Raw genomic sequence first — 25,907 nt, 5'->3', positions numbered from 1 at the left:
AATTGCTGCTTTGCGGCTTCTAACTGTTTAGCCAATTCAGTCTTATCTTGCTCAGCCTGCTGCTTATCTGCTGAGGCTTGCTGTTTAACAGAGTCCAGTTGTTGTTTACCAGCGTCAAACTGTTTTTTCAGCTCAGCTTTAGCTTGCTCGCTTTGCTGCTGCTCTGTAGCGAATTGCTGCTTGGCTGCTTCTAACTGCTTAGCCAGTTCGGCCTTTTGCTGCTCCGCTTGCTGCTTTGCTGCGTCTAACTGTTGCTTCGCCGCATCAAGCTGCTTTGTTATCTCAGCTTGGGTAGTAGACTGTGCATTAAGTGCTTCATCATGCTGCTGTTTGGCTTGCTGTCGCTGTTGCTGTTCTGCCTCAAGCAGGCTGGTAAGCTCGGCAATGCGCTGATTAGCCTGCTTTAGTTGCTGCGCTTGCGCATCACGATAAAACCGCAGTAATGGGAAATCGGCATCTGAATTGTCGGTTTCACTAAGTTCAAAACCATTAGCTGCCAGGTACTGCGTTAACTCGTTAAGCGGCGCTGCTGATTTGTACAACGGCTGTTCGCTATGCTGCACCACCAAATGGCTAAAATGTTGCAGTATATCGGTCTCGGCCAGATGGGTGAGCAAGGCCAAATTCTGTGCTGGCAGCTCTAATAACAACATATTTTGCTGACCATGCAGTTTACTGGCATTTAACTCGTTAGCTAACGCCAGCGTTTGCACTTCTTTTCCCGGCAAAGCTTTAAGGCCGGGAAATAGCTCGGCTAAAAGCGCCGTAGCCGGGGCTAAGGCATTGCACTGTGCCAGGTTAAAGCATGACATCACCGCCGTACCTGCCTGATCTGATACCACGTGCGCTTTTACGTTTAGCGCTTTATTGCCAGCAAACTGCTTAGCAAGCTGCTGCGCCAATGTGGCGTCAGCCTCAAAAACAGTAACCGAATCTGCCGGTATAGTTAGACACTGAGACAATACGTCACCGGTGCCGGCACCGATGGCAATAAGCTGTTTTACTGAAGGTATTGAAGACCACTGCATGGGAGTTAACATCCTTTAAGGCTTTTGTTTAAGCTGTAATAGCTTAGGCGATGTTTGCCGGCCTTCTATCTGGCCAAACTTAATATAATGAATAAGCGGGTTAATACCACTGCTACCTACATCGGGATAATGGCTTAGGTACCAGTTACCATCAAAATCTGGCCCTGGCGCCCGGCCTTCTTTGGCACCGTATTTTAGGTAGTGCTCTATGGCATCGGCACCCGACTGCTCTACGTCTGGGTAACTTTGTAAATACCAGTCTTGGTTAAACAAAGCGCAACTTCTAATAAGGCTGATGTCTTTTTGTAATTGCAGCTGCTTTTTCTTGGCTGCGCTGCTTAATTTGCGCACCGGTGCCATGGCTTTCCACATGGTAGAGCTTTTAACGGTTTTTAATTCTGCCATGGCCTGATGGCCGCTTAAACTGGCACCGGCTAACTGGCGTTGCAGTTTTTCAATTTCGGCCTGTGCTTTTACCAGCTCTCGTTCGGCTTGTTTTTGCAGTACATTAAGGCTGTTGTGACGCGCAGTGGCCTGGCGCAAGGCCTCAGTATGCTGTTGCTCTGCCTGGTTACTGCGCTGTTGCAGCTGCTGATAGTTTCTAGCTTGCTCGGTTTGCTGCTGTTGGTGCTGTTTATTTAGCTGTTCTAACTGCTGTTGATGCTGTTTATTCAGCTGTTCCAACTGCTGTTGATGATGCTTACTGTTTTGTTCCTGCTCTTGTTTATGTTGCGCTAACTGCGCATCCGCTTTTTGTAGTGCGGTTTGTTGCTGCTTATACTGCAGGTAATATTTTTCCAGCTCTTCTTGCACTTGCAGCAGTTGTAACAGCAGTAATTCGTTTTCTTGCTTAGTGTTGTCGGCTTGTTGTTGCGACGCAGTCAGGCTTGCTGCCAGTTGCTGATTGTCAGCATTAGCCTTAGTCAGTGCAGCGGTTTGTTGCTCTAACTCGCGCTGTAATGGGGTTAATTTAAGCTGCATTTGCTGTTTTTCTGCAAACACCACTTCCAGTTCTTGCTGCACTAATTCCAGTTGCAGCCTAAATTCCTGCAGCTGTTGTTCTAGCTGTGGCATGCGCTGCTGGCTTTGTTTTAGTGCACGGTATTCGCTAAACCAATGCTCTACACAGCTTTCTGCATAACTTTCTACGATAGCAGGGCTCGATTGCGTGGGCAGGCTGCTGGCATGCAACAGATCGGCTAATTGAGTTAATTCTGCCGTTTGCTGAATGGCCTCTTTGGCCATTAGTGCCAGCAAAGACGGCGCAGCAGGCTTAGGCATATTGGCTAACATGCTAACAATCTTGTCATTGTCTACTTGCACTAAGCCGTTTTGCAGCGCGTCATCTAAACAAATAAGCTTAAGTTGACGCCGATGTTTGCGCTGAGTTTGTAGCAGTGCCTGAGTACTTTGTTGCCAGGCATTTAAGGCGTCAGTCACCGATAAATTAGCTAACTGCCCGGCTACAACAACCTGCGGTAAACTGTAAAACACGGTTACCGCAGTGCCCGCCGCCAAGCTGTTATCCAGCGCAGTGTACGGCATTGTTGTTAAGCGACTGTCGTCGGTTAGCTGTGGTGATACTGCTAGTTGCAACAGCTGCCAGCTGGTGTCACAACCAAGAAAAAAAATGTCTGTCATAAACTCTCTTTGCTTTTAGCCCAAAGTTTCGGGTTAGTTTTTTGCTCGTTAGCCATAATATTCTGCGTTAGAAAACGCGACTGATTGCTGATCTTTTTCTGACAAAATCACCCGCTCTACGTTTGGCCAGACGATACCAAGCGCTGCGTCGTCCCAGCGAATAGCCCGCTCAAACTGTGGCGCATAGTAGTCAGTGGTTTTATATAACACGTCGGCGGTGTCTGACAACACTAAAAAACCATGGGCAAAGCCAGGTGGAACCCACATTTGCTGCTGATTATTTGCCGACAGTGTTGCACCTGTCCACTGGCCAAACTGCGGCGAGCTGCGCCTTAAATCTACCGCTACGTCGAATATTTCGCCCTGCAATACCCTAACTAACTTGCCTTGCGGTTGCTGTATTTGATAATGCAAGCCACGCAGTACACCCTTTGCCGAGCGTGACTGGTTGTCTTGCACAAAATTAACGTCACCAATTAGCTGGTTAAAACTTTGCTGGTTAAAGCTTTCAAAAAAATGTCCGCGTTCATCGCCATACACTTTGGGCGTTAACAGTAGCACGTCGGCCAGGGATGTCTTAGTTACCTGCACTTTACTGCTCCGTTAAAAGCCGCCATCCAGCAGGCGGCGTAAATAGAGGCCATAACCGGTTTTACTTAATGACCGGGCTATACGTAACATGTCTTTGTCGCTGATCCAGCCATTGCGCCAGGCAATTTCTTCTAAACAGGCAATTTTAAGGCCTTGGCGGTGCTCAATGGTTTGCACATATTGTGATGCTTCCAATAACGAGTCGTGAGTGCCGGTATCTAGCCAGGCAAAACCACGGCCTAGTTTTTCTACCTGTAACTTACCCATCTGCAGATAGGCATTATTAACACAGGTAATTTCTAATTCACCACGTGCTGAAGGCTTAACAGCTTTGGCAATTTCCACCACGTCGTTGTCATAAAAGTACAAGCCGGTTACCGCATAGTTAGATTTTGGCTGTTTGGGTTTTTCTTCAATTGACAAAGCTTTACCGGCACTGTCAAATTCAACCACACCAAAACGCTCGGGGTCTTTTACCATATAGCCAAACACCGTGGCGCCATTTTCTTGCTGCGCGGCTTTTAATAGTTGCCCGGTGAAATGCTGACCATGAAATATGTTGTCACCCAATACTAAGCAAACACGGTCGTTACCAATAAATTGCTCACCAATAATAAACGCCTGAGCTAAGCCATCTGGCGAGGGTTGCACCGCATATTCAAATTCCACACCAAACTGACTGCCAGTGCCTAGCAACTTTTTAAATGACGGCAGATCTTCTGGCGTACTGATGATCAATATTTGCCGGATGCCAGATAGCATTAACACGGAAATTGGGTAATAAATCATTGGCTTATCATAAATTGGCAACAACTGTTTGGACACACCCAACGTAATGGGATGTAACCGGCTACCAGCGCCACCTGCCAATACTATACCTTTTTGAGCCATACTATTCCTGCTATGCCTGCGTGTTGTGCCTGTCTGCTAGCGACGATAAAACGCGATAGTTTACTGCGACACTGTGCTAAGGGCAAATAACTGTGTTATCAACCTGAGTATTATTACGCCACTCAATAAATGTTAGTGCTAACTGACTTTGCCAGTCGGGCATTTGCAGATTAAATGTCTGCTGTATTTTTGTCAGACAAAGCCTGGAATTTGCCGGCCGTTTTGCGGCTGTTGGATAATCGGCTGTACCAATGGCGCTCAACTTTTCCGGCGCTAGTGTCAGCATTACCCCATGCTGGCGGGCCAGCGTAAAAATGGCCTCAGCAAAACCATACCAGCTGGTTTCGCCTGCTGGCGCCAGATGATACACACCACTTAGCGCCTCACCGCGTTGCAAGGCTTGCTGCAGCGAAAGTGCGGTAATATTGGCAATAAGCCGGGCCGGTGTAGGGGCGCCTATTTGGTCAGACACTACTTGCAGGGCTTCACGGCTTTGTGCCAGTTTTAACATGGTGCGCATAAAGTTATTACCGCGCGCGGCGTACACCCAGCTGGTGCGAAAGATTAAATACTTTGCACAGTGCTGCTGTATGGCGCTGTCACCGGCTAATTTGGTTTGGCCATACACCGACAATGGCGCAGTAGTATCGTGTTCTTGCCAGGCATTACTGCCGGTGCCCGGATAAACATAGTCGCTGGAATAATGCACCAACCAGGCATTAGATTGCTGCGCCAGCGTTGCTAATGCCGCCGGCAACGTTGCGTTAAGCAAATAGGCGCCGTCTTGCTCTGTTTCAGCTTTATCTACCGCTGTCCACGCTGCAGCATTAACAATAATATCGGGCTGTAACTGGGCAATGCGTGCTAACAGCATATTAATATTGCTAAAATCAATATCAGCGCGGCTAAGGCAATGTAGTTTGCCCAACCCCACCAAACTGCGCGCTAGCTCAAAGCCCACCTGGCCATTAGGTGCCAGTAATACAATATTACGCATTTAGTTGCCCTGCACCTGTTGATAGCTACCATCCAGAATAGCTTGCCACCAGCTTGGGTTAGCTAAATACCATTGCACGGTTTTACGTAAACCTGATTCAAAATTTTCTGCTGGTGTCCAGCCTAGCTCACGCGCTATTTTGCTCGCATCAATGGCGTAACGTACATCGTGCCCCGGGCGGTCGGTAATGTAGGTAATCAGGTCTTTGTAATGCTTTACGCCCTGTGGTTTATTCGGCGCCAGCTCTTCCAGTAGTGCACACAAGGTTTGCACTACTTCAATGTTTTGCTTTTCGTTGTGTCCGCCAATATTGTAAGTTTCGCCGACCTTGCCCGCCGTAGCCACTGTAACCAGCGCACGGGCATGGTCTTCTACGTATAACCAGTCACGTATTTGTTTGCCATCGCCATATACCGGCAACGGCTTGCCGGCTAAGGCATTTAATATCATTAGCGGAATCAGCTTTTCCGGGAAATGGAACGGGCCATAATTATTAGAACAATTAGTAACAACGGTAGGTAAGCCAAAGGTACGCAGCCAGGCCCGAACTAAATGATCAGAACCGGCTTTACTGGCCGAATACGGGCTGCTAGGCGCGTAAGGTGTGGTTTCGGTGAATAAGTCATCTGTGCCGTGTAAATCGCCATATACTTCGTCGGTAGAGATATGGTGAAACCTAAAGGCGGCTTTTTTTTCGCCGGTTAAACCGCTCCAATACGCGCGAGCAGCCTCTAACAAGGTATAGGTACCGACAATATTGGTGTGAATAAAATCGCCCGGGCCGTCAATAGAACGGTCGACATGGCTCTCGGCTGCCAGGTGCATGACGATGTCGGGCTGATACTGCGCTAACACTTGCGCCATGGCTTTGGCATCGCAAATATCGGCCTGTAAAAAGCTATAACGGGCAGAATTGGCAACATCGCTTAACGAATTTACATTACCGGCATAGGTTAGCTTGTCGACGTTGATAACCTGATGCGGGGTGTCATGAATAAGATGGCGCACCACTGCCGAGCCAATAAAACCCGCGCCGCCAGTTACTAAAAACGTTTTACTCATGCCTTGTTGGGATCCTCTGGTGCTAAAGCGTTAATAACAATAGCGTTTATTTTTCGTACGTCGTATTTTTGCTCGGCAAGCGCGCGGCTTCGCCGGCCCATTTGTTCTGTTAATGCCGGGAAAGTCACCAGTTTTTGCATGGCGGCAACCAGCGCGTCAACGTCGTGCGGCGGTACTAATAAACCGTTTTCATTGTCTATTACGGTTTCGCGACACCCTGGCACGTTAGTGGTAATAACCGCCAGACCTGCTGCCATGGCTTCCTGGGTGCTGCGTGGCACGCCTTCGCGATAGTATGACGGCAACACAAACACATGCGACTGCTTAAGGTATTCCGCCACATTAAGCACCCGGCCCGGATAAAAAATAGTGCCCTGCTCTACCAAGTGTTGTAACTGCGAGCGATTAATCGCGCCGGGGGCGTTGTCAGGCTCACCCAAAACGACAAACTCAGCCGCAGCACCTTGTTGGCGCAGGATCTTTGCCGCTTCAATAAAATAGCCAATGCCTTTTTCTGGTAATAACCGCCCAACAAAAATGAACCGAATGCTACCCTTTGGCGTAAATGGCTGGTAATCCGACAAATTAATACCAATACCACCCAAATTAATGCAACGTTTAACCTTGATATTATTACTGCGGATGAGGTCTTGCTCATCGTCGGGGTTAAGTACAAATACGGTTTCACAGCACGGCAAGGCAATACGATACAGCTGGGTTTGTACCCAACGCAGCAGTTTGGCGCGGCGGGTATCACCGGTGGCCGGTATAGTAAAAATACGGCCCAGGCCTTCAATTTTAGCAACCCGGCGTGGCACGCCCGCTAACCTGGCTGCGATGGTGCCAAAAATAACCGGCTTGGCAAAGTAACAGAAACTTAAATCGATGCGGTATTTTTTAAATAGCCAAATCAACTGCACTAACGTGTAAATGTCTTGCAGCGGGTTCATGCCAAAACGGCTGATATGATATGGCACGGCAATAGCCCCCAGCGCGGTAATTGCACTGCGGGTTTTGTCGGTGTAGTCGCCGGCAAAGGCATAAACAATATGCCCCTGGGCCACAAGGTCTTTTATCAGTTCTGCGCGAAAACCCAGTTTCGCATCTGCGGTTGTGCCAACCAGCGCAATATGTTGCAAGCTTTGTCCTTCGCTTAAGTGGGTTTAACCAACAGATTTACTGCGGTACGCATTATGCGCCGTTTTAAGTCAGCCAGGCTGAATTGCCGCTTAGTACGCAATAATGCTAACTCGTTCAAAATATTTTCCGGTGAAGTATAACAGCCCGTTAGCGGAGAGATATACACCGGATATAAGATCAGTGCCGCGGCAACTAATTGCGCCAGGGTAAGCGTACGTTCTCGCCGCAGTTGCGATACCTGATCTTGCGTTAAGCCCCAGCCCGCATAAAATGGCCGACCATAACAATACACTGGTATACCGCGTAATAACGCCTCAAACCCGGTTAATGAGGTAAGCACATGTACTTCATCTACCTGGCTAAGTAACTGCGCCATACCCACATTACTTATTATTTCGTCGCAATATTGCCCGGCTAATTGCTCACCATCACCTTGCGCCCGCGCTTTAACCACGACGTCCGGGTGCGGCTTGTACAACAGATAAGCATCTGGGCAGTTAGCCCGCACGGCTTTAAGCAGTGCCAAATTATGCCGGATATCTGCCGCACCAAAGCGAATTGATGCATCAGACTCAACCTGCCCCGGCACTAACACTACCCGCCTACCCGCCGGCCGCTGCCAACTACCCTGGCCGGTATTATATTTGGTAATATTTGCCGCGACGATAGCGTGCTGCAAGGCTTCTGCACGTTTTAGCAAGGTGTCGCTGAACGTAGCCTGATTACACAGCTGCTCTAATTCACTTTCGGCCGTGCTGTCAAAATAAATGCCCTGATGATCAAACACCAAGGATACCGGTGCGACAAACTGTGCGCCCAGGCCAACGGAGCGAATAAAACCGTCTTCAATACGAATAATGTTTAGATCTGCCGGAGCTGGGCTATCCAGCTCGCGCCGCCCCCATAACAACACATGGCTGCCTGCAGGAATTTGCCGGGCGTGGCGAACAAAATGAACTTTGCTGTAAGGCGCAAAGCGCCGTAACACCGGGCGCCACAAACGTGCCATACGGTGTACATAAAAGGTGGGCGGAAGCCGGCTAAGTTGCTGTTGTTGCAATGCTAACCAATTGAATAACTCTGCTATAGTTGCCGCAACAGCCGGCTTGCCATTTACTGCAGCACTTGCCGTTTCGGGTAACAGAATATCAGCATGTACTTGCCATAATTGGTGCACTAAACGCTCTAACAGGGCCTGACGTTCGTCGCCGCTACTGTTGCAAAGCGCGGTAAACACCGAGCCGTGGCTTTGCTGTACATTACGTCCGGCAAGAATGGCTTCAAGGGTAAACCAGCCTCCATCGCTGACAATATTATCAGCCTGACGTAATAAGTAGCCAGGGTGGCCACTAAACACAAAGTGCAATTGTAACAACGGCCATTTACGCTTAACCCGATACTGCGCCAGCTTGCTTAATGGTTTAGCGCTGTAAACCACCAGTTGTTGGCTAAATTTGTCACTACCGTCATCCCAATCCCCTGCACCAGTGCCTATTGCCAACACAATAAGCTGATGCAGCTCACGCTCACTTTGCTGATGCAGCAATATTAATGAAAATCGCTCGTTATCGTCATGCTGTGGCCAGGATGCAGGGTGCCCCGGCATGGCGGACAAGTTTTGCTGCTGCCATTGCGTTATGAGCTCGCGAGCTTGCTGGTGGTGCTGGTTATTGATGGGGTGGTACAGTTCAGTCCGTAACGCAGGGGTAAGCCTGTGCTTTAGCACAGGCAAAACACCAGTTGCCGTTAAACACTGTAATACGGTTGACGGCAAGCTGGTGAAAAACGGCGTTTCACCCGCAGCGGTATGTTGCTTAGTCACGGTGATCTCTGATGATTAACAGCAACAGATGAACAATACCGGCCAATAAAAGCGTCATAACAATAAATACAATGCTGTTTTTTAACCTTTTTGGCTCAACCGCGTATTCTGGCGTGGTGGGGTATTGTAGCACCGACACCTGTTTTAATTTGCGCGAGGCTTCGATGCGGGTGTTCTCCAGCGCAATTAAGGTGTTTGAATATAGCTCCAGGGCAAATTTAGCCCGTAGTGATATGGTTTCGTACTCAGCTGACACGCGGTTTAGCGCCTGACCGTCGTCTGCGGCTAAGCGGTTTTGTTCTGATATTATTTGTTGTTTTAATGCCGAAATTTCGGCGTTAAGCCGTTTTAATTCTGGTGAGGCCGAACTTTGATAACTCAGAGCAGCTTTACGCTGCGCTTCAGTTAAGGCTAACTGCCCTTCAAGTTGTGCCACTATGGTGGCAATACTTTGTACTGCCGCCGTTGGCGACACTAAGCCATACTGGTTTTGATACGATAACAGCTCTTCGCGCGCTTGCATTAAGCGCTGGTTTAAAATGCTCACCTGGCCTTCAATAAACCGCACTTGCTCTTCGGCTAAACGACGCCCCATGTCGTTCATATGCGCTTCGCCTTGCTCTAACAACGCATCGGCAATGGCTTTTGCCATCTCAGGTGAAAACGCGGCTACGCGAATACGCAGCAAGCCAGCGTAATCGTCGAAGGCGACATAAATACGCTTTTTATAATAGTCGTGAAAGTGCTCAATGGGTGCATCGCTGTCTAAACGGCTTAACCAGTCGATACTTGGCTGGCTGTAATGCTGGCGTAATTGTAATTTTGCTTCCAGATTTTTCAGCATATCTACTGACAGCAAGTGATCTTTTAACAACAACAGATCCGCTGAACCACCGGTACCCGACAATAATGAGGAGAAATTAAATGAGCTTGGTGCTAGCTCAGGCGATTCCAACACGATATTGGCTTCAGAAATATAACGGTCGGTAGCCAGAGCGCCCCAATAAAATACCGCCAGAACGCAAGCTGCTGCCGCAACTAACCAATGTGCTTTTGCTTTTAGTTGTTGTTTCATTTACCAATACTCTTGTGATACGCCGTTATGGCATCGTCTAATGCGTCAAACCAATATGCCTTGCCCTGGTGTAGCCATAAACCCGCCTGACATAGATCCTGTAATATTCCGGTGCTGTGTGACACCATCACGATGCTGCTTTTACCCATGCGGCTACGAAACGCTTCAGTGGCTTTATCCCGAAAGGCGGCGTCGCCAACACTGGTGGCTTCATCTGACAAATACACATCAAACTCAAATGCCAGTGACAAGCCAAATGCTAAGCGGCTTTTCATACCACTGGAATAGGTTGCCAGCGGCTGGTCAAAGGCCCGGCCAATTTCGGCAAAATCTTGTACGAAGGCAATAATGCGCTCCATATCAGATTCGCCACCGTTAACCCGGGCAACAAACTTAACGTTTTGCCGGCCGGTCATATTGCTTTGAAAACCGCCACCCAAACCAATAGGCCAAGACACACGGCAGTTACGCTGTATAGTGCCTTTGTCAGGGCTGTCCATGCCGGCCAGCATTCTTAATAGGGTTGATTTACCGGCACCATTACGGCCAAGCACGCCAACACTGGTTGCGGGTGGTATGCTAAAACTGACATCTTTTAACACCCAGTCGCCACCGTGCAAACCATGGTAGCGTTTATATATATTGGCTACTTCGATCATTTTGCAATTAACCTGATGCGATAACGCAAGTGCAGTAACAAGCCTAGAAAAAAGCAGCACAAGGTCCACTGCCCCATGTACATCAGGTCTATGCCAGCAATGGTTTGGTAGTGCTCAAAAAATTGATGCCGCAACGACTCAATACCATGCGTAATGGGGTTAAGTAGTAAATAAGGATGCAGCGCGTGTGGTAAAAACTGAATAGGAACCATAACGCCGGATAAAAAGTACAGCGGCAGCATGATAAGGCCAACCACTTTTTCTGTTTCAGGCATTACGGTGTTGAGTACCGACAGCACAATGCCAATAGAAGTACCCAGCAGCCAAATAAAGCCCCATATCAAAATAACACCGAGTAAATCATGCGGTAAAATATGGTATTCCAGTACTGTAGCACCACCTACTATCAACAGCAGTACCAGGGTTTTTAACAGCCCTTCAATAAAGCAGCGCACCAGCACGGCATCTAACGGCTGTACCTGACGATAAGCAAATAAGGCCTTGTTACCATTAATGGCGCCCATAGAGCGGGTTATGGCCTGGCGAAACAAGAAAAAGCCCATCATGCCCACCACAAACCAGGGTACAAACTCGGCGCCCGGAATAAAGCGTACCCGGCCCATTAATTGGCGTATGGCAACAAACAACACGATGTGCAGCACAGGTTCAATTAATAGCCACACCCAGCCAAGCCGGTCGGCAGAGATACGTGAGACAATTTCGCGTAAGAACATGGCACGCCACACATCAAGCGTAACCTGCCACGAACTGCGGTTAACCTCTATGGTCATCGCTGTTATAGATCCAGTGCAACTTTGGTTGCCACCGCAATCTGATACAGGATCTGACTGATAGACGAGGCAAGCTCCAGATTTTTACTGCTCACTTTAGGCAAAATAAGAATTTCGTCACCAGAGCGAATTTCAACATCGTCTGCCAGGCGAATTTCACCGTTGGGGCGCACCACTAAAATACGGCCTTTATCAGCATGTTGGCTATAACCGCCTGCTGCCGCAATATAATCATTCAGTGATTTATTAGCATTAAACACCACTGACTGCGGCACAAATACCTCGCCGCTTACCAGCACAGCGTCACTTAGCTCAGGTATGGTAATAATGTCACCATCTTGCATACGAATATCGGCTACGCCGCTATCGTCTGCCACTACTAAACGGCCATTAGGCTGCACCTGACGCGCTTTTTGTACAAATTGGCTGATAAGCTCTGCTTCACGCACCCGAATAGCCGACTCTTCCACCGTAGACGACGGCGCACCTAAATAGGTGGTTTCCAAGCGGCGTAACGACTCTAATAACGATGCCCGTTGCCGCTCAGCAATACTGACCCGGCGTAACGAAATATTGCTGATGTCGGCAATGGCCGGGTCAACAGCGATATTGTTTAGCACTTGTTGTAAGCTGGCATGGCGCGGCACAATAAAACGCGACTGACCTAAAAAGCTGCCTTCTACCTGCACTACGATGTTGCTAATTTGCTGGTCAACGCTAAATACCAGCTCGTCACCATTGGCAAGACTTACAGCGGCAAAGTTTTGCAGTGGCAGGTAATCTGAATACGGGGTTGTTGCATTAATACCACGATGCAGCACATGGGTTACACCTGGTTTTAACTGCACCCGGTTCACTAAGTCGGTAGCTGTTTCAGTGGCAATTAACTCGTACTGATAACTGCGGGCTACATCACCGCTTACCTGCACAACGTCGCCACGCTGTTCTACCAATAAGGTATCGCCGTTTTTAAATTGTGAATGGACCAATTGGCCGTGCAACAGAAACTGGTATAAATCGAGGCTTTGTACAATCTCGCCATCGCGAATATGTTTAATTTGACGGTAGCTGCCAAGTGTATTGTCGATACCACCGGCCTGATCAAGAAAAAATAAGGCAGAATCAGCGGGCACACCAGCATAACGGCCTGGCAAGCGCACATAACCAGTTACAAATACCGCTATAGGTTGCACACCTTGTAAGTTGGTATATACCTGTACGTTGTCTGGATAAACCTGACGCACGGCATTACGCACCAGATTATCAAGCTGCTGGTGGCTGGTACCCATCACTTTAACCGGCCCTACAGCGGGAATAAAAATATTGCCCTGCGCGTCTACCGGCAGCACACGGTCAACTTCTACCGCGCCCCAAATACGTAGCGTAATTTGGTCGCCAGGTAACACTTTATAATCTGGGTTTAAGCCATCTGAGCGTAAGCCACGAAAGCCGCCGCTGAATAAATCGGCGCCAAAGGGCAACATGCTACCCGCCTCACTTTGATCCGCTGCGCCAGGTTGTACCGGGCCATAGCGGCCTACCTGCCAGTTGGTATTTTGCTGCGGTGTTGCCAGTGTTGGCGTGCTATTTTGATTATCGTTTAATAGCTGCTGTACCTGGCTTGATTGCAACGCTGCAGCACGCTGATTACTGGGTAAATCAGCAAAACTTTGCGCTATTACGCTATGCGTTACCAGTAACGCCGCGGCTAAGGTAACAAACATTGCTGTGCCACGTTTGAACACTGTATTTTTTGCTGCACACATATTTATGCCATTCCTGAAAATTGAAGTTTACTTGCCTGCGACCGTAAGGGAGCTTACTGAATGTATGTGGGCTCAGCCACCCACAGGTTGTCTGGCGTTTGGCACGCCAAGGCTGTTTGGCTATCAAGCTTTAGCCGCATACAGTCAAAGCCTGTGGCTGCACGGTATTTTTGCAGTAAAACAACGTTGATATTATTGCCCCAGGGCGACGAAGCTAACCGGGTACTTTGGCCGGGTGTTAAAGGGGTTAACAAATTTAACGCGTCGTAGCTTACAACATCCTGAGGGGCTATAATTCGCCCCGGCACAGCGGTTTGGCTGCACGCGGCCAATAATATGGCGGCTGAAACGGCAGTAAGTAAAGAACACTTCATCGCGTTTATCATCCTTTATAAATTCTTAATAATGTAACATCAGTAAAAAACTTTACCAAACACCTATTTGCTTTCAGCCACCAGATGCTGGCTTTTTCAGCAATTGTTGCAACGCCTGCTGTGGTGTTTGTTGTGGTTGCCAGCCCAGTTGCTGACAGGTGTCATTAATATCCAGCTGCAAACTACCCGCTATACGTCGATATTGCTCGCCCTTACCCAACACGGTGGCCGCCGCGTGCATAAGCCACGTAGGCACCCACCATACCCGTGCGGGTACATTCATGGCTTGCGCCATTAGCCTAACCAGTTCGGCACTTGACAAATCTGCACCATCACTGGCCAGCCATACCCGCCCCGGTGCTGCCGGGTGGGTTAAACAACATATGATGAGGCTGGTAAGATTGGCCACCGACACCATGCTACGTTTGTTGTTAATGCCAGCAAACGGCATTGGCAAGCCACGGCGTACTGCATTACATAACGCCAGAAAATTCGCTTTAACGCCAACGCCGTAAACCATAGGCGGACGAATAATGACAATTTCCATACCGGTTTGTTGGCCCAGTAGCAGTAACGACTGCTCTGCACGCCATTTTGATAAGGCATAGGGATCGGTTGGCTCTACACTATCGCTGGCGGTAAACGGCCGGTCCGCTTCGGTATATTCGCCATTCACTTTGATGGTGCTAATAAAAACAAAACGTTTTACACCCGCCTTAGCTGCGGCTTGCGCCAGTAACAGCGTAGCGTCAGTATTAACTGCACAATACGCTGCCAGCGGGTCGGTGGCGGTATCATGCATAACATGCACTTTTGCTGCGCAATGCACTATGGCATCGGTTTGGGCTAACAAGGGCTGAGCTGACGCTAGCCAGTCTGTATTATCACCAAAGGCAGCTGTGGCATGCGCTTCACATAATGCAGGTTTACTGCGACCTAAGCTAAATACACGGCAATGACCGTTTAGCTGCGCAAGTAATGCCGAGCCTACCAAACCTGTGGCCCCGGTAAGCAGCACCGCTGCCGGATACATTGTCATGCCGATGGCCTTTGTTTGTTTCGATGCCTGAGCGCGTAGATTAAGTAATGCCAGATAAACAAGGGGTAGTCGCGTAAAATACGATCCCGCACGTGGCTATGCTGCACTGCGCGCTGTAACCAGCGCAGGCCCAGGCGATTCATTACCGGATGCCAGTAATCTATATCCAGCGCAGACTGGGTTAGAAACCCGCCGCAAGTAGTTAAAAAGCGCAATGTGGGGCAAGCCTGGCGCGCGGCGAGAATAAACTTCTCCTGATGCGGCGTTCCCATACCACAAATAAGCGCAGTAGCACCGCTAGCGGTAATATCAGCAAAACACTGTTGCCGCTGTTGTTCGTCGTTAAAATAGCCGTGGCGTGAATAAGCAATATTTAGCTTGGGGTAACGCTGCTGTATATTATTGATGGCTGCATCGATTTCGCTATCTTTAGCGCCGACCAGGGCTATTTTGATCCCCGTACTTTGGCAATAGTTAAAAAAGTCGGTGGCAACAGAAGAGAAATCGAAACTGCAACGATTTAGCTTCGGCTTGTTGCGGTTAAACAGGTTATACAACTTTACGTACAAGCCACCATCGACATAAAAATGATCGATACTTTGAATTAGCTCTGGCTGTTGCGTTAACACTTTCGCCGAAAACGGGTTAACAAAGCTGGTGGTCACCGGCTCCGTGCTTTGCTGCATTAGCGCAATAAAGTGCTCTTTAGTGCAAATGCGCTGTTCCAGCAATTGCAGATTGGTGAAATTCATTGCGTAAAACGCCCGTTAGTTAACCACATGTATTCTGCCCAGAAACCGGCTGCACAGATTTTAGTGCGTAATGATAAACAAAAATCGTCAAGGTAAAAACAAAACAAGTCCACATTGACGATTTATATGCATCAGCCGTCGCTGCACTAAGCGAATAAAAGGCTAAAGCCACCATAGAAATATGACAACATAATGCAATAACTGCCGTTTGAGCTGGTATTAACTTAGCATTACTTTGCTGCACTGCACGATACGCTACCATACCGCTTAATAAGACCAGTAAACCAATAAACAGTAAATATTGTACTAGGCCCCAAATGCCATAGCGAAATAAATAATCCAAGTAGGCGTTTTCTATTACAACACCACGCAATACGTCTGGCGAGCCACGAAACCAGTAGGCTAAGCCCTCACCAACCGCCAGCTTGGTTTGGTACAACCGGGTATAAGTTGACCCATCGGTACTGCCCCGGGTGACCATATCAATAAAATTACTGATGTACTCTAATTCGATGCCAGAATATAACAGAACCAGAAGCAAAAACACTGCCATTAAAAGGTACAAAAGTGCAATTCTGCCTGCGCCTACAGCGCCACTAAACCACATAAAAATGAGCAAATATAAAAACACCAATACCGTTGCCAGATAACCGGTTTTAGACTGTGATAGCAAAATGACAATCATTACGGCGCCCAGCAGTACGGCGTTAAAAAATTTATACCGGGACCTGACACTGTTAAGCAATAACATTGGAATAAAGAACGTTAAAAAATAACACGTTGAATAGACCCAGTCGAAAGTACCAGGCGCCCTTTTACCCCAGGGTGTCACGACCTCTTTGTGGTTCCACCAGCCTAACCAAGTGGTATCACCAAACACCAGCTGCAGTGCAACAAACATTAGCTGCAGCAATAAGATTAAGTAAAATAAACGTGTCAGGCTTGGCGTGTTGTCAACGTTAAAGCTTTTACGCAACACAGAATACAACGCCACAATAAATAAACTAAAAGTGAATACTTTTAGGATTAAACCAACATGGAAAAACGTGGTAACCGCGAGGATTTGTGGAAACACCAGCAAATAAACCGCTAACGGTAAAAGATAAAGTAACGCCAGTTTGGGCATCACTAACCGGGCGCCATTTAACCAGCCAATTAAAACAGCAAACAACGCCACCATCACATAGTGCGCTTTTTGCAAAGCATCAACTGGTAAGCCTGGCACAATGTAGGTAGGCCAATAACACAAGAACAGTAAAATTAAAGCTACCGGCATCAGTGCTGAACGAAACACATTTATGCGCTGCATCGTTAACGACCGTTACACAATTGGGTAAACAGCTGATAGTAGTTGCTGGCGGCAGCTTCGGCGAAAAAAGCGCTAACGTCTGGTAGCGGTTTATTCTGCCCCTGTGCAATAGCCGCTACCGCAGTGGCAAAGTCTGAAATATCACCTGGTGCGACAAGATAGCCATCGCGGCCTGCATTAAGCAGTTCTTTTGGACCATGTGGGCAATCAAAAGCAACCAGCTGCGTGCCCAGTGCGGCCGCTTCAACCAGTACTGTGGGTAAACCTTCAAAACGAGAAGGCAATAACAATGCCTTTGCATGCTGCATATAGCGGTAAGGGTTATTGTCGGCCCCCAGCAAATGCACACGATCTGACAACCCTAGTTGAGCAATTTGTTCAGATAAGGTGTTACTCAGCGGGCCATCGCCAATAATACAAACGTGCTGTTGTTGCAATTGAGGCTGCTGCCAGATTTGCAGCAACATGTCGTAGCCTTTTTGAAAATCTAACCGGCCGACACAAAGAAAATAAGCCGGTAACGGCAACATAGACGCAGGCAGCGCTTCACGAGCAAGCGCATTGACGCTACTTGTAAGCACCGGGTTATATATTGTTTTAACTTTAGTGGGCACTAGTCTTAGTGCATTGCAAACATCCTGATTTAATCCGTCAGACACCGTGACCACTTTGTCCACCAGTCGATAGCATACCGCTGCTATCAGGCGTCGCAATGCATTTTTGCCAGCTGATAAGCCTGGCAGCGCCAATGGCACATGCTGCACCACAACGCTTCGCACACCACGTGGTAAAAAAAGCTGATAGCGCGATAATCCCCCTTTAGTAAACAACACTAGCTGGCTATGTAATGTAAGTGCTAGCTGACGTATTGCCTTGCCTTGGGCAAAAGTACCAGAGGGCAACTCCGCTATTTGTAACGTTTGATTGAACTCTGACGCCAAAGCGCCGCTATTGTGCTGAACTGCAACGGTAATATTCAGTTCAGGATGTGCTTGCTGTAATGCTTGCAGCAAGCGCAGCGTAACTCGCTCTACACCGCCCATTACAAAGCTTTCCATCACAACCAGTAGCTGTGTAATTGCACCGTCACTCATCAGCTACCTCTGGCTTAGGTACATTAAATAAGGATTTTGCTTTTAGCAGCAAGTTAAGGTTGTGCCTTGCCAGATATAGCACCGGCTGACGCCAACCGGCAAAACGGTAACATTGCCAACTTTGCTCAATCAGCGTTTTCGCTGTAGAAAAATGGGATGATCTTACTGCCATAATGGCCGCGAGCATCAACTCTCGCGATTTGGCATAGTCAAAATCTGCGACGTGGTTTGTCGCGCTGGTCAAACATAGCTGTGATAAGACATGAATATGGGCCTGCGCAACCTTCACCACATGTTGTTGTGTCCAGCCTTTGGTTGACAACGTCCAGGAGTTCTCTGCTTTACGCCGATAACAACACATTGCGTGGGGCAAATATACCGCTCCCCCTTTTTGAACACCCAGCATCTGCAAATAATAATCGCCTACTGGCGCCGATGAAAACCAATTAGGTAAGTGCTTTAACACGGCTGAACGTATCAGTATCGACGCCGTTGGCATATAGCCGCCGCCACCGCGAATAACATCTGCATAGCTTACCCTAAGGGCTTTACTGCCTAAATAACAAGCTCGCTGTTGAGTATCATCCGGAAATAAGTCGATACTAGGATGAAAACAAATATCCGCATCGGATGCGTTGTCTAATGCCGTCACTTGCCGGGATAGTTTATTTTCGTTAAACCAGAAGTCGTCACCTTCGCACAATGCAATATAACGCCCTTTCGCCAAAGGCCAGACAAAATTAGGCGATACTTGCTTTCCCTGACTAAACTGATTATCCGTTTGTAAAACAGCTCTTATCAGGCTTGGGTAACGCGCGGCATATTGTCGTATAATATCGCTGGTGCCGTCAGTTGAGGCATCGTCATGTACCAATATTTCAAAGGCAAAACCCGTTTTTTGCCGTAAAAACCCATCTAATGTCTGCTGAATATAACTGGCCTGATTATACGTAATACAGCATATGCTTACGGTAGGCTCTTGATCAGACCACTGCGATACTATTTCAGCTTCTGTCGGCACACCGGAGGGCATTACCGGCAACCGGCCTGTTTTACGCCAATATTCACTAATAAAACCTATTGTCAGCATCAATATCAGTGTGACTAACGATATGAAGGCAATATGTAGAATAAGGTTGAAGCGACTGTTATCCATCGCCACTGGCCACCATTTCTGCAACAGTAAAATTAACGCTGCTGTGCTTAAAATAGCAGGGAGTACGTCAGTCAGTAACCAGCGCCAGTGTAAACCAGGAGCAAAGCGATGATGCACTATGGGTGGCCACACCATAAAAAACAAACCACGAAAGCCAAACCATGCCAAACCGGCGCCAACAGCACCGTAGTTTACGGCGGCGTAAAAAATAATGGGTACTTGAAGCACAGCCGCAATGGTAGACCCCACGACGTGCAAACGCATGCTACCGAAAGCAAACTGCAAAAAGTACTGGAAAGTACCTAAGGTGAGCATGGCATTACCCAATGCAAACCACACCAATACCGGCGCTCCCCAGGCAGCGGCGGCTTTGTCTCCGGTCCAGGCAAACAATAATGGCTCAGCGTACACCACCATTACGACGACGACAGCACCACTCATTACAGCAACAAAGCGTGTAGCTCGGCGGTATAACAAGTGCATTTCAGCTATTTTACCCTGCGACACTAAGGCGGTTAGACGAGGTTGAATAGCAACACTTACCGGATAAGTAATGTGCAACAAACCACTGCAAATAACCGTAACTAATGAGAAATAGCCGAATTGCTGTAACGGCAGTAATGTAGACAACATTAGTTTATCGAGTTGCGTAACGGCGACCCATAGCGCGGCGCTATAAGCAACACCCAGCGCAAAGGGCGCTACTTTTCGAACGGCCAGTAAGTCGAAGCGCCAACGTCTGTCTAAATTACCAGGCAAAATGGCATAGAGCTTTAGTCGTAACACAATAAACTCTAATACTGCCAATAACAGTTGATAGTAAAAGAAATGCAGTATGTCATTGCTAACAAAGACGACTAACAGCAAAGAACCGATAAAACGAAAACTGGCATAACCAACAGAAACCAGATTGTTCCAAACATGGTATTCAAAACCCAAAATGCCGCTGCGATATAATGCGGTTTGCCAGCGCAGTGCGATAATAATGCCCATCAACTGCAAAGCATGACAAATATCGTCGCTACTTAACACCTTGGCTTCAAACCAATGTTCGGCCATCCATGCACTACCGGAAAATACCACTGCAACGGTGATTAACGCCAGTCCAAAGAATATGAGCTCAAAGCTTTTTAACACCGACATAAAATGGGCGTAGCCACTTGGTGTTGCGGAGGCTGCAGCAGCTTGCCGGTTTAGTGTTTGGCTCAAACCTAGGTCAAGGATATTCAACCATACCTGCATCAAGGTAAAAAAGCCGACTAAACCATAAGCTTCTGCGCCCATGTACCCAAGGTACAAAGGCAAAATTACAATGCCAATTAGCAGGTTGTAGCCAGTACCTAAGTAGTTGGCGATTATATTTTTTTTAAGTGCCATTAAATAGGTCCGCTACTTCCTAAGCCGAACCAGCAAAATAACAAAACAGGTAAGTAATTGAGTTAATAATATGGATAACACGACAATAAACGCACGCTTAGGGGATGCTGGCAATTGTTCGCGAACTGCCGGATCGATTAGCTTAAACACATATTCATCCGAGACCTCTGCTAGCATGAGTGTTTTACTTTGCTCTTCTATCAGCTGATACAGTGCCTGGCGCAGTGCTTCCAGTTCCGTCGTCTCTAACTGGCGTTGCAAGTACTGCAAACTGTGCTGTGCTTCACGGATGTCGCGTTGTTTCATTTCATTATCCAACATACGACCAAACGCATTGGCCCATTGCGCCGCAAGCGTTGCCGAATAATGTTGAAACGTTAAGGTCACGGTGCCGTATTCTTTTGAGTGATGCAGGTGAAAAATATCGTTAAATGCTTTTAAAGCTTCTTGCATGGAGGGTTCAGTGGTAAAAGGATACTTTACCTCGCGTACCCATTTTCCATCTTGGTACTTGCTGGTGTCGTAACTTAAGGTATCACTTTGTGGATCCCAGTTTTCGGCAGCCATTAACGGTACCAGCATATTTTGTTCGTTAATCATACGGCTGATAAAATCACGTGATTTCGCAATTTCCAAAGCCAGTTTGGATTGATCGCCGCCGTTATCTGATAAGTTAATGCCCGCCAAGGAGGCAATACCCCCAAGCTGGCCACTTAATCGAGCCAATGAACCCGAGCCACCCTTACTCACCACAGCAAGTACCGCTTTACCTTCGTAGACGTTGGGCAATTGGCGCACAAACACCACAGACATGACGGCCGTAACCAGCGCCACACCAATTAAAATCCATTTGGCGCGCCACAGTATTTGCCAAATATCAGCTAAGTTAAGTTCATATTGATGGTTGGAGTGAATATTCATGAAAACAGCTACCCCTCGCTGCTAGTCAGCGGCATAAGTTACTTTATCAAACGATGATGTTACAAAGCCGGCTATGCTAGCAAGGCTTGGTGTGCTTGCCAATAAAAAAACCCCCGCAGAGCGGGGGTTTTTACCTGACTATTTAGTCAATTGAGATTACTGCTGCCAAATCGCTGCGCGATCAGCTGGCTTAGTCTCGTCATGGTTACGCAGTACAGGGATCACACGGTCAACACCGCCTGGGATATTCTGTACAGACACACCGTGCACTTTGTCGCTAGGTGCAGTTACTAAGAAAGTAACAGTGTGACGCGTAGTAGCTTGCTGACCACGGTTAGTAGTAGCACCTGGAGCTTGTGTATGGTCGTAACCATCTGCACGAGCGATATCGATAACATCGCTTGCGAAGAACACTTTAGCTGAGTTAGCTGGGATAGTACCTAAGTACACGTTCTCAGTTTGAACAGCGTTTGAACCTTCTTCACCGAAAATGTCGAAGTAAACTTCAGCAGTTTCTGCGTGCTCGTTAGCAATACGAACCCACTGGCTGTTAGTGTCAAATACATAAGGCACTTTCAGCTGAGTACCGTTCACAGTGATGTTGTGTGAAGGAACAGTTACTGAACACGAACGAGCTAAGCTCTTGTCTTTCAGACCAGCATCAGTAAACTCGATACCCCAGTCCATAGCGATGTCGTAAGAATAACCCATGATACGGTCTGCAACATAAGTTACCGGATCAGTACCATTTTCGTCTTCAGCTACTGAGAACGTGTGAGTCTTCAGACCACCAGCGTTGATGAAGAAATCGTCCAGGTAGTAAGAGAATACTGAAGTTGGTGCCAGATCTAAATGGCTCCAAGTAGCAATACAAGTACCAGTAGAAGTTGGTGTAGCACGGCTAGTAGTAGTGAAACAGTAAGCCGTATCTTCCCAGTTCAAGTCAGCAGTTACAGAACCTTGCAGAGCACGGTCACGTACTAAGAAACGAGCTGCTTTGATGTCTTTAGACGCTACTGGATCCAGTAACAGACGGTCAGTTGCTTGAATGTTTACGAAAACATCAAGATCTTGCTCGCCTGGCAGCAATACGTCGCGACGGTTACGGAAGATTTTGTTGTAGTGAACTTCGTCAACACCGTGCATACGCACGTAATCACCAGCAACATTCAAGTCGAACTCAGTCAGACGTGATGGGTCAAGTGAATCAACTGTACCACTAGCTGGAGTACCGTTTTCACCAACCAGTGAATACGCGTTAACGCCAGTAGACATAGTGTTGTGCAGACCAGTGAACTGTTCTACAGATTCAATCAACATACGTGGAGTAGAAGTAACACCACCTTCGATATCACGGCCAGCATCTGTTTCAGCTGAAGTAACAGCAATGCTCACTACTGGAACATTACAGTTGTCGTTATCTTGCAGAGCGATATTCAGACCACCAGACGCTTTAGTGAAAGTGTCCAGGAAATCAGCAGCTTCTTGCAACGTAGTGAAAGATTGCGGGTTGATTGATCTGTTAGTTACTAACAGACGGCTACCAGCACTGATGCTTGTAGTAGCATCAACAACGAACGTTAACTGAGTTTCACCGTTAACCGCGCCATCGGTAGATGCAACGTTAGTAAGTGAATAGCTAGTTACTGTAGTACCGTCAGTTGCCAGGTTGGCTTTTAACAATACGAAATACAGCTGGTTGTCTTCAAAAGAAACACCGTTTGCGTTTGAAGTCAATTCAACTTCAAAACGTGAACCACCAGGAATGTTAGTTGTTGGAACAAAGAACACGTGACGCAGTGCAGTAGGGTTTACTTGAACTACGCTAGAGCCTGGAATACCAAAACCTGGAACGTTTAACGTAACAGTATTGTCTTTAGTGATTTCCTGCGCAATTAATACTGGCTGAGATGGGAACAGCTGAGTAGATTCATCACCAGCAACAGTGTAGTTACACGTTGCGCCAGTGTAGATAGTTGACCAACGGTCAGCTAAAGATACGTCAGCAGCTGAGCTTGAGTATTCGAAACAAGCTTCAGTACCAGCATACGCGTTTGCCGAGGCAAGACCGGCCAGAATGGCTGCGCTTACCAGGGTTTTTTTCATTAGTTTCATTCCATTTCTCCAAATTATTTTTTTGGAAACCTGTTCATAGTTTCCATTGGAACACGTGTCCCAGAGTATGCTGCATAAGCCTTCTAGCTATACACAATCATACCCCAAGTGTGGTTAACATTCTGCGACTTATTACAACAGTAGGCGCTTGCATGCGTTCACCACCTGCAAAAGTCGCCATCCGAAAACCAGCGACCGTAATCATAGCGACCTAGCAACAACAGAGTCAATAAAAAAAACAAATTAAATACCTGTTTTTGCTCAAAGATTAAGCAAAAACGTTAACAATTAATTTCCTATTGATTAACAGGAAAGCTAAACATCTCTGAAAGCTTTGTTCCCAGCTCATCTAACTCTGACGATTCACTGATAATCCTAGGCGTAATTAGGATCATTAATTCTTGCCGATTACTCCCTTTTGACTTAGACGTGAAGAGATGTCTAAGCAATGGGATTTTGCCGAGCAATGGTACACTATTTTCGTTGTCGTCGATATTTTCATTAATCAAGCCACCTAACACAACCGTTTGGCCACTACCTGCTAGTATGCTGGTGCTAACACTGCGAGTTGTAATAATGGGAGAGCTGATATTAGATAACGAATTTACATCACTTTTAGACGACTCTGTGGAAATTTCCAGGCTTATCAGGCCATCGGCATTAATTGTCGGCGTAACCGATAGTGAAATACCAGTTGAGCGATATTGCACCTGGTTTCGAATTACATCCGGGTTGGTATCATTACTGCTGGTTTGGGTGATAATAGGAATTTGATCGCCAGCGTTAATGGTAGCACTTTCGCCATCACGCACCACTAAATAAGGTCGCGCCAACAGATTGGTTTTTTTCTGCGAATCTTGCAAATTAAAATTCATCGTCCAATCACCGCTAATAGCGTTAAATGCCATTAACCCAGTGCCAGACATGAGATTGCCAGTAGCGCTGCGCGCCGCATTGGCGTTTGAATTGTATGTCCAGTCGATGCCGCGCTTTTCGTTTTCTTCTAACGTAACATCAACAATCACCACTTGCAGGGCTATTTGCCCAGGTAGGCGATCCAACTGCTTTAGTAATGCCAATACTTCCTGAAACTTACTCGGTGTGGCGTGTACTATAATGGCATTTTGTTTTTCATCAGCAGACATACTGAATTTTTTGTCTTGAGCTCCGCTCCCCCTACTCGTCGGGGCACCTGCAGGCAACGAACTCTCACCTGCACCACCCGAACCTAACATAGAGATACTTTTAGCCAAATCTGCCGCTTTGACGTAATCTGGCCGATAAACAAAATAACGCTCGTTTTCACCGCCGGTTGCTACATCCAGTTTTTTCGCCCACATCGACACCCGGTTACCCAGTGTCGGATTAGCCGCGTAAACAACAACGGCATTTAAGCGGCCAAGCGGCACTAACAATACGTCTTCAGTGGTATTTATGCCCTCCGCGCCCATTAGTTTGTTAATTTCTTCCAGCATCTCATCTGGTGATAAATAGGTCATGGTAATTAAGCGGATATCACGGCCACGGGCATGCGGTACGTCCATCATATCAACCACTTGCAATACACGTTCTACGTCAGCCCGGCTGCCTTCAACCAACAACAGTCTATTGCTGTTATCCGGCGTCACAGTGGCTTTACTTAGCTTATTGGTAATTTGCATAATAGAGCGGGCGGAGTTGAACGTATAAGGCACCAGCTGAATAATATCGTCGCCCATGGCTGGCATATCAGCCAGCCGGCGGCCAATGCCAACGGAGCGGTTCGCTGAGGCGTTACTTTGTTTGTTAACAAAGACAATGTTATCTTTGCTATACACTTCTACATTTTGCTTTGCCAATAACTCAGTGGTAAGTGAATACAATCGTTGTGGCGTAATGTCGGATTGAATATTTAGCGCGACACGGTCGCGCATGCGTTCAACATCTGCAGAAAGAATATAATCCAGCTTTAACAGCTCGCCGAAAACATAGTGTGCCAGCTGCGGTAACTCCATTTCATTAACCGCAATTTTCATTGGTTGGTCTGAGGCAAACTTGGGCGCTTCCAGCAGCAACGGACTACCGGTTTTTAACTGTGCCATGCTTTGAATTTGTTCAGTGCCCGTCTCTGCTGCCACTTTTTCTTCAAATTCATACTGATTTTGTGCTGTTTTAGAAGTCTCTTTTTGTAAAAAGGACTTAGGTACATCAACAGAGGCTTTAAGCGGCTTATCTTTTTCATCTGGAGTGCTGGCACAACCGGCCATCAACACGGCTGAGCAGGCTAACACCAGGGTTTTCTTGGTAAACATATTCATTGATACTAAC

The 25,907-nt window shown here is 47.4% G+C and carries 21 protein-coding genes; all 21 read right to left on the bottom strand.

Annotated features, from left to right (window positions below; all coding sequences use genetic code 11):
- Positions 1–1,028: hypothetical protein (locus tag H595_RS24340; protein ID WP_037055656.1), on the bottom strand; the 1,028-nt coding region annotated here is incomplete at its 3' end.
- A gap of 15 nt (positions 1,029–1,043) precedes the next feature.
- Positions 1,044–2,669, bottom strand: a complete 1,626-nt coding sequence (locus H595_RS23695) for a coiled-coil domain-containing protein (RefSeq protein ID WP_051220026.1) — start codon at positions 2,667–2,669, stop codon at positions 1,044–1,046.
- 48 nt (positions 2,670–2,717) lie between these two features.
- Positions 2,718–3,260 carry a dTDP-4-dehydrorhamnose 3,5-epimerase gene (gene rfbC / locus H595_RS0120300; RefSeq protein WP_027672770.1) on the bottom strand — a complete coding sequence of 181 codons (543 nt, stop codon included), beginning with the start codon at positions 3,258–3,260 and terminating at the stop codon, positions 2,718–2,720.
- Positions 3,261–3,272: 12 nt separating this feature from the next.
- Positions 3,273–4,151, bottom strand: coding sequence for a glucose-1-phosphate thymidylyltransferase RfbA (gene rfbA, locus H595_RS0120295; RefSeq protein ID WP_027672769.1), 879 nt, complete (start codon positions 4,149–4,151; stop codon positions 3,273–3,275).
- A 76-nt stretch (positions 4,152–4,227) separates the two neighbouring features.
- Positions 4,228–5,148, bottom strand: a complete 921-nt coding sequence (rfbD, locus tag H595_RS23185) for a dTDP-4-dehydrorhamnose reductase (protein WP_037055654.1) — start codon at positions 5,146–5,148, stop codon at positions 4,228–4,230.
- The gene (gene rfbB / locus H595_RS0120285) at positions 5,149–6,210 is read right to left on the bottom strand and encodes a dTDP-glucose 4,6-dehydratase (protein ID WP_027672768.1); all 1,062 of its coding nucleotides are present in this window, start codon (positions 6,208–6,210) and stop codon (positions 5,149–5,151) included.
- Positions 6,207–7,349, bottom strand: a complete 1,143-nt coding sequence (locus H595_RS23180) for a glycosyltransferase family 4 protein (protein WP_037055652.1) — start codon at positions 7,347–7,349, stop codon at positions 6,207–6,209. Before H595_RS23180 ends, rfbB begins: the two co-directional genes overlap by 4 nt.
- A 14-nt stretch (positions 7,350–7,363) precedes the next feature.
- Positions 7,364–9,172: a capsular polysaccharide export protein, LipB/KpsS family gene (locus H595_RS23690; RefSeq protein ID WP_051220025.1), complete on the bottom strand. Its 1,809-nt coding sequence runs from the start codon at positions 9,170–9,172 to the stop codon at positions 7,364–7,366.
- Positions 9,165–10,247: a KpsE/RkpR family capsule polysaccharide export protein gene (locus H595_RS0120270; RefSeq protein WP_027672767.1), complete on the bottom strand. Its 1,083-nt coding sequence runs from the start codon at positions 10,245–10,247 to the stop codon at positions 9,165–9,167. The genes H595_RS23690 and H595_RS0120270 overlap by 8 nt, the downstream gene beginning before the upstream one ends.
- On the bottom strand, positions 10,244–10,906 hold the full coding sequence (locus H595_RS0120265; RefSeq protein ID WP_027672766.1) for an ABC transporter ATP-binding protein: 663 nt from the start codon (positions 10,904–10,906) through the stop codon (positions 10,244–10,246). The genes H595_RS0120270 and H595_RS0120265 overlap by 4 nt, the downstream gene beginning before the upstream one ends.
- Positions 10,903–11,697, bottom strand: coding sequence for an ABC transporter permease (locus H595_RS0120260; RefSeq protein WP_027672765.1), 795 nt, complete (start codon positions 11,695–11,697; stop codon positions 10,903–10,905). The genes H595_RS0120265 and H595_RS0120260 overlap by 4 nt, the downstream gene beginning before the upstream one ends.
- 5 nt (positions 11,698–11,702) lie before the next feature.
- Positions 11,703–13,463 (bottom strand): polysaccharide biosynthesis/export family protein, encoded by a 1,761-nt coding sequence (locus H595_RS0120255; RefSeq protein WP_037055650.1) that lies wholly within the window; start codon positions 13,461–13,463, stop codon positions 11,703–11,705.
- Positions 13,464–13,516: 53 nt separating this feature from the next.
- Positions 13,517–13,837: a DVU3141 family protein gene (locus H595_RS0120250; RefSeq protein ID WP_027672763.1), complete on the bottom strand. Its 321-nt coding sequence runs from the start codon at positions 13,835–13,837 to the stop codon at positions 13,517–13,519.
- Between the two features lie 73 nt (positions 13,838–13,910).
- The gene (locus H595_RS0120245; RefSeq protein ID WP_084153679.1) at positions 13,911–14,876 is read right to left on the bottom strand and encodes an NAD-dependent epimerase/dehydratase family protein; all 966 of its coding nucleotides are present in this window, start codon (positions 14,874–14,876) and stop codon (positions 13,911–13,913) included.
- Positions 14,873–15,628, bottom strand: a complete 756-nt coding sequence (locus tag H595_RS0120240) for a WecB/TagA/CpsF family glycosyltransferase (protein WP_027672761.1) — start codon at positions 15,626–15,628, stop codon at positions 14,873–14,875. The genes H595_RS0120245 and H595_RS0120240 overlap by 4 nt, the downstream gene beginning before the upstream one ends.
- 19 nt (positions 15,629–15,647) lie before the next feature.
- Complete coding sequence (locus tag H595_RS0120235; RefSeq protein ID WP_027672760.1) at positions 15,648–16,937, bottom strand: hypothetical protein; 1,290 nt, start codon at positions 16,935–16,937, stop codon at positions 15,648–15,650.
- A 2-nt stretch (positions 16,938–16,939) separates the two neighbouring features.
- Positions 16,940–18,031, bottom strand: coding sequence for a glycosyltransferase (locus H595_RS23685; RefSeq protein ID WP_051220024.1), 1,092 nt, complete (start codon positions 18,029–18,031; stop codon positions 16,940–16,942).
- Positions 18,024–20,564: a glycosyltransferase gene (locus H595_RS24500; RefSeq protein WP_051220023.1), complete on the bottom strand. Its 2,541-nt coding sequence runs from the start codon at positions 20,562–20,564 to the stop codon at positions 18,024–18,026. Before H595_RS24500 ends, H595_RS23685 begins: the two co-directional genes overlap by 8 nt.
- Positions 20,565–20,576: 12 nt before the next feature.
- The gene (locus H595_RS23160) at positions 20,577–21,485 is read right to left on the bottom strand and encodes a Wzz/FepE/Etk N-terminal domain-containing protein (RefSeq protein ID WP_051220022.1); all 909 of its coding nucleotides are present in this window, start codon (positions 21,483–21,485) and stop codon (positions 20,577–20,579) included.
- 156 nt (positions 21,486–21,641) lie between these two features.
- Positions 21,642–23,600, bottom strand: a complete 1,959-nt coding sequence (locus tag H595_RS0120215) for a hypothetical protein (protein ID WP_027672759.1) — start codon at positions 23,598–23,600, stop codon at positions 21,642–21,644.
- A 296-nt stretch (positions 23,601–23,896) separates the two neighbouring features.
- Positions 23,897–25,897, bottom strand: coding sequence for a secretin N-terminal domain-containing protein (locus H595_RS0120210; RefSeq protein ID WP_027672758.1), 2,001 nt, complete (start codon positions 25,895–25,897; stop codon positions 23,897–23,899).
- Positions 25,898–25,907: the final 10 nt, after the last annotated feature.

Source organism: Rheinheimera baltica DSM 14885 (assembly GCF_000425345.1).
Classification (GTDB): domain Bacteria; phylum Pseudomonadota; class Gammaproteobacteria; order Enterobacterales; family Alteromonadaceae; genus Alishewanella; species Alishewanella baltica.
Note: the sequence above shows the minus strand (reverse complement) of the source record. Positions and strands in the feature narration are given on the sequence as shown.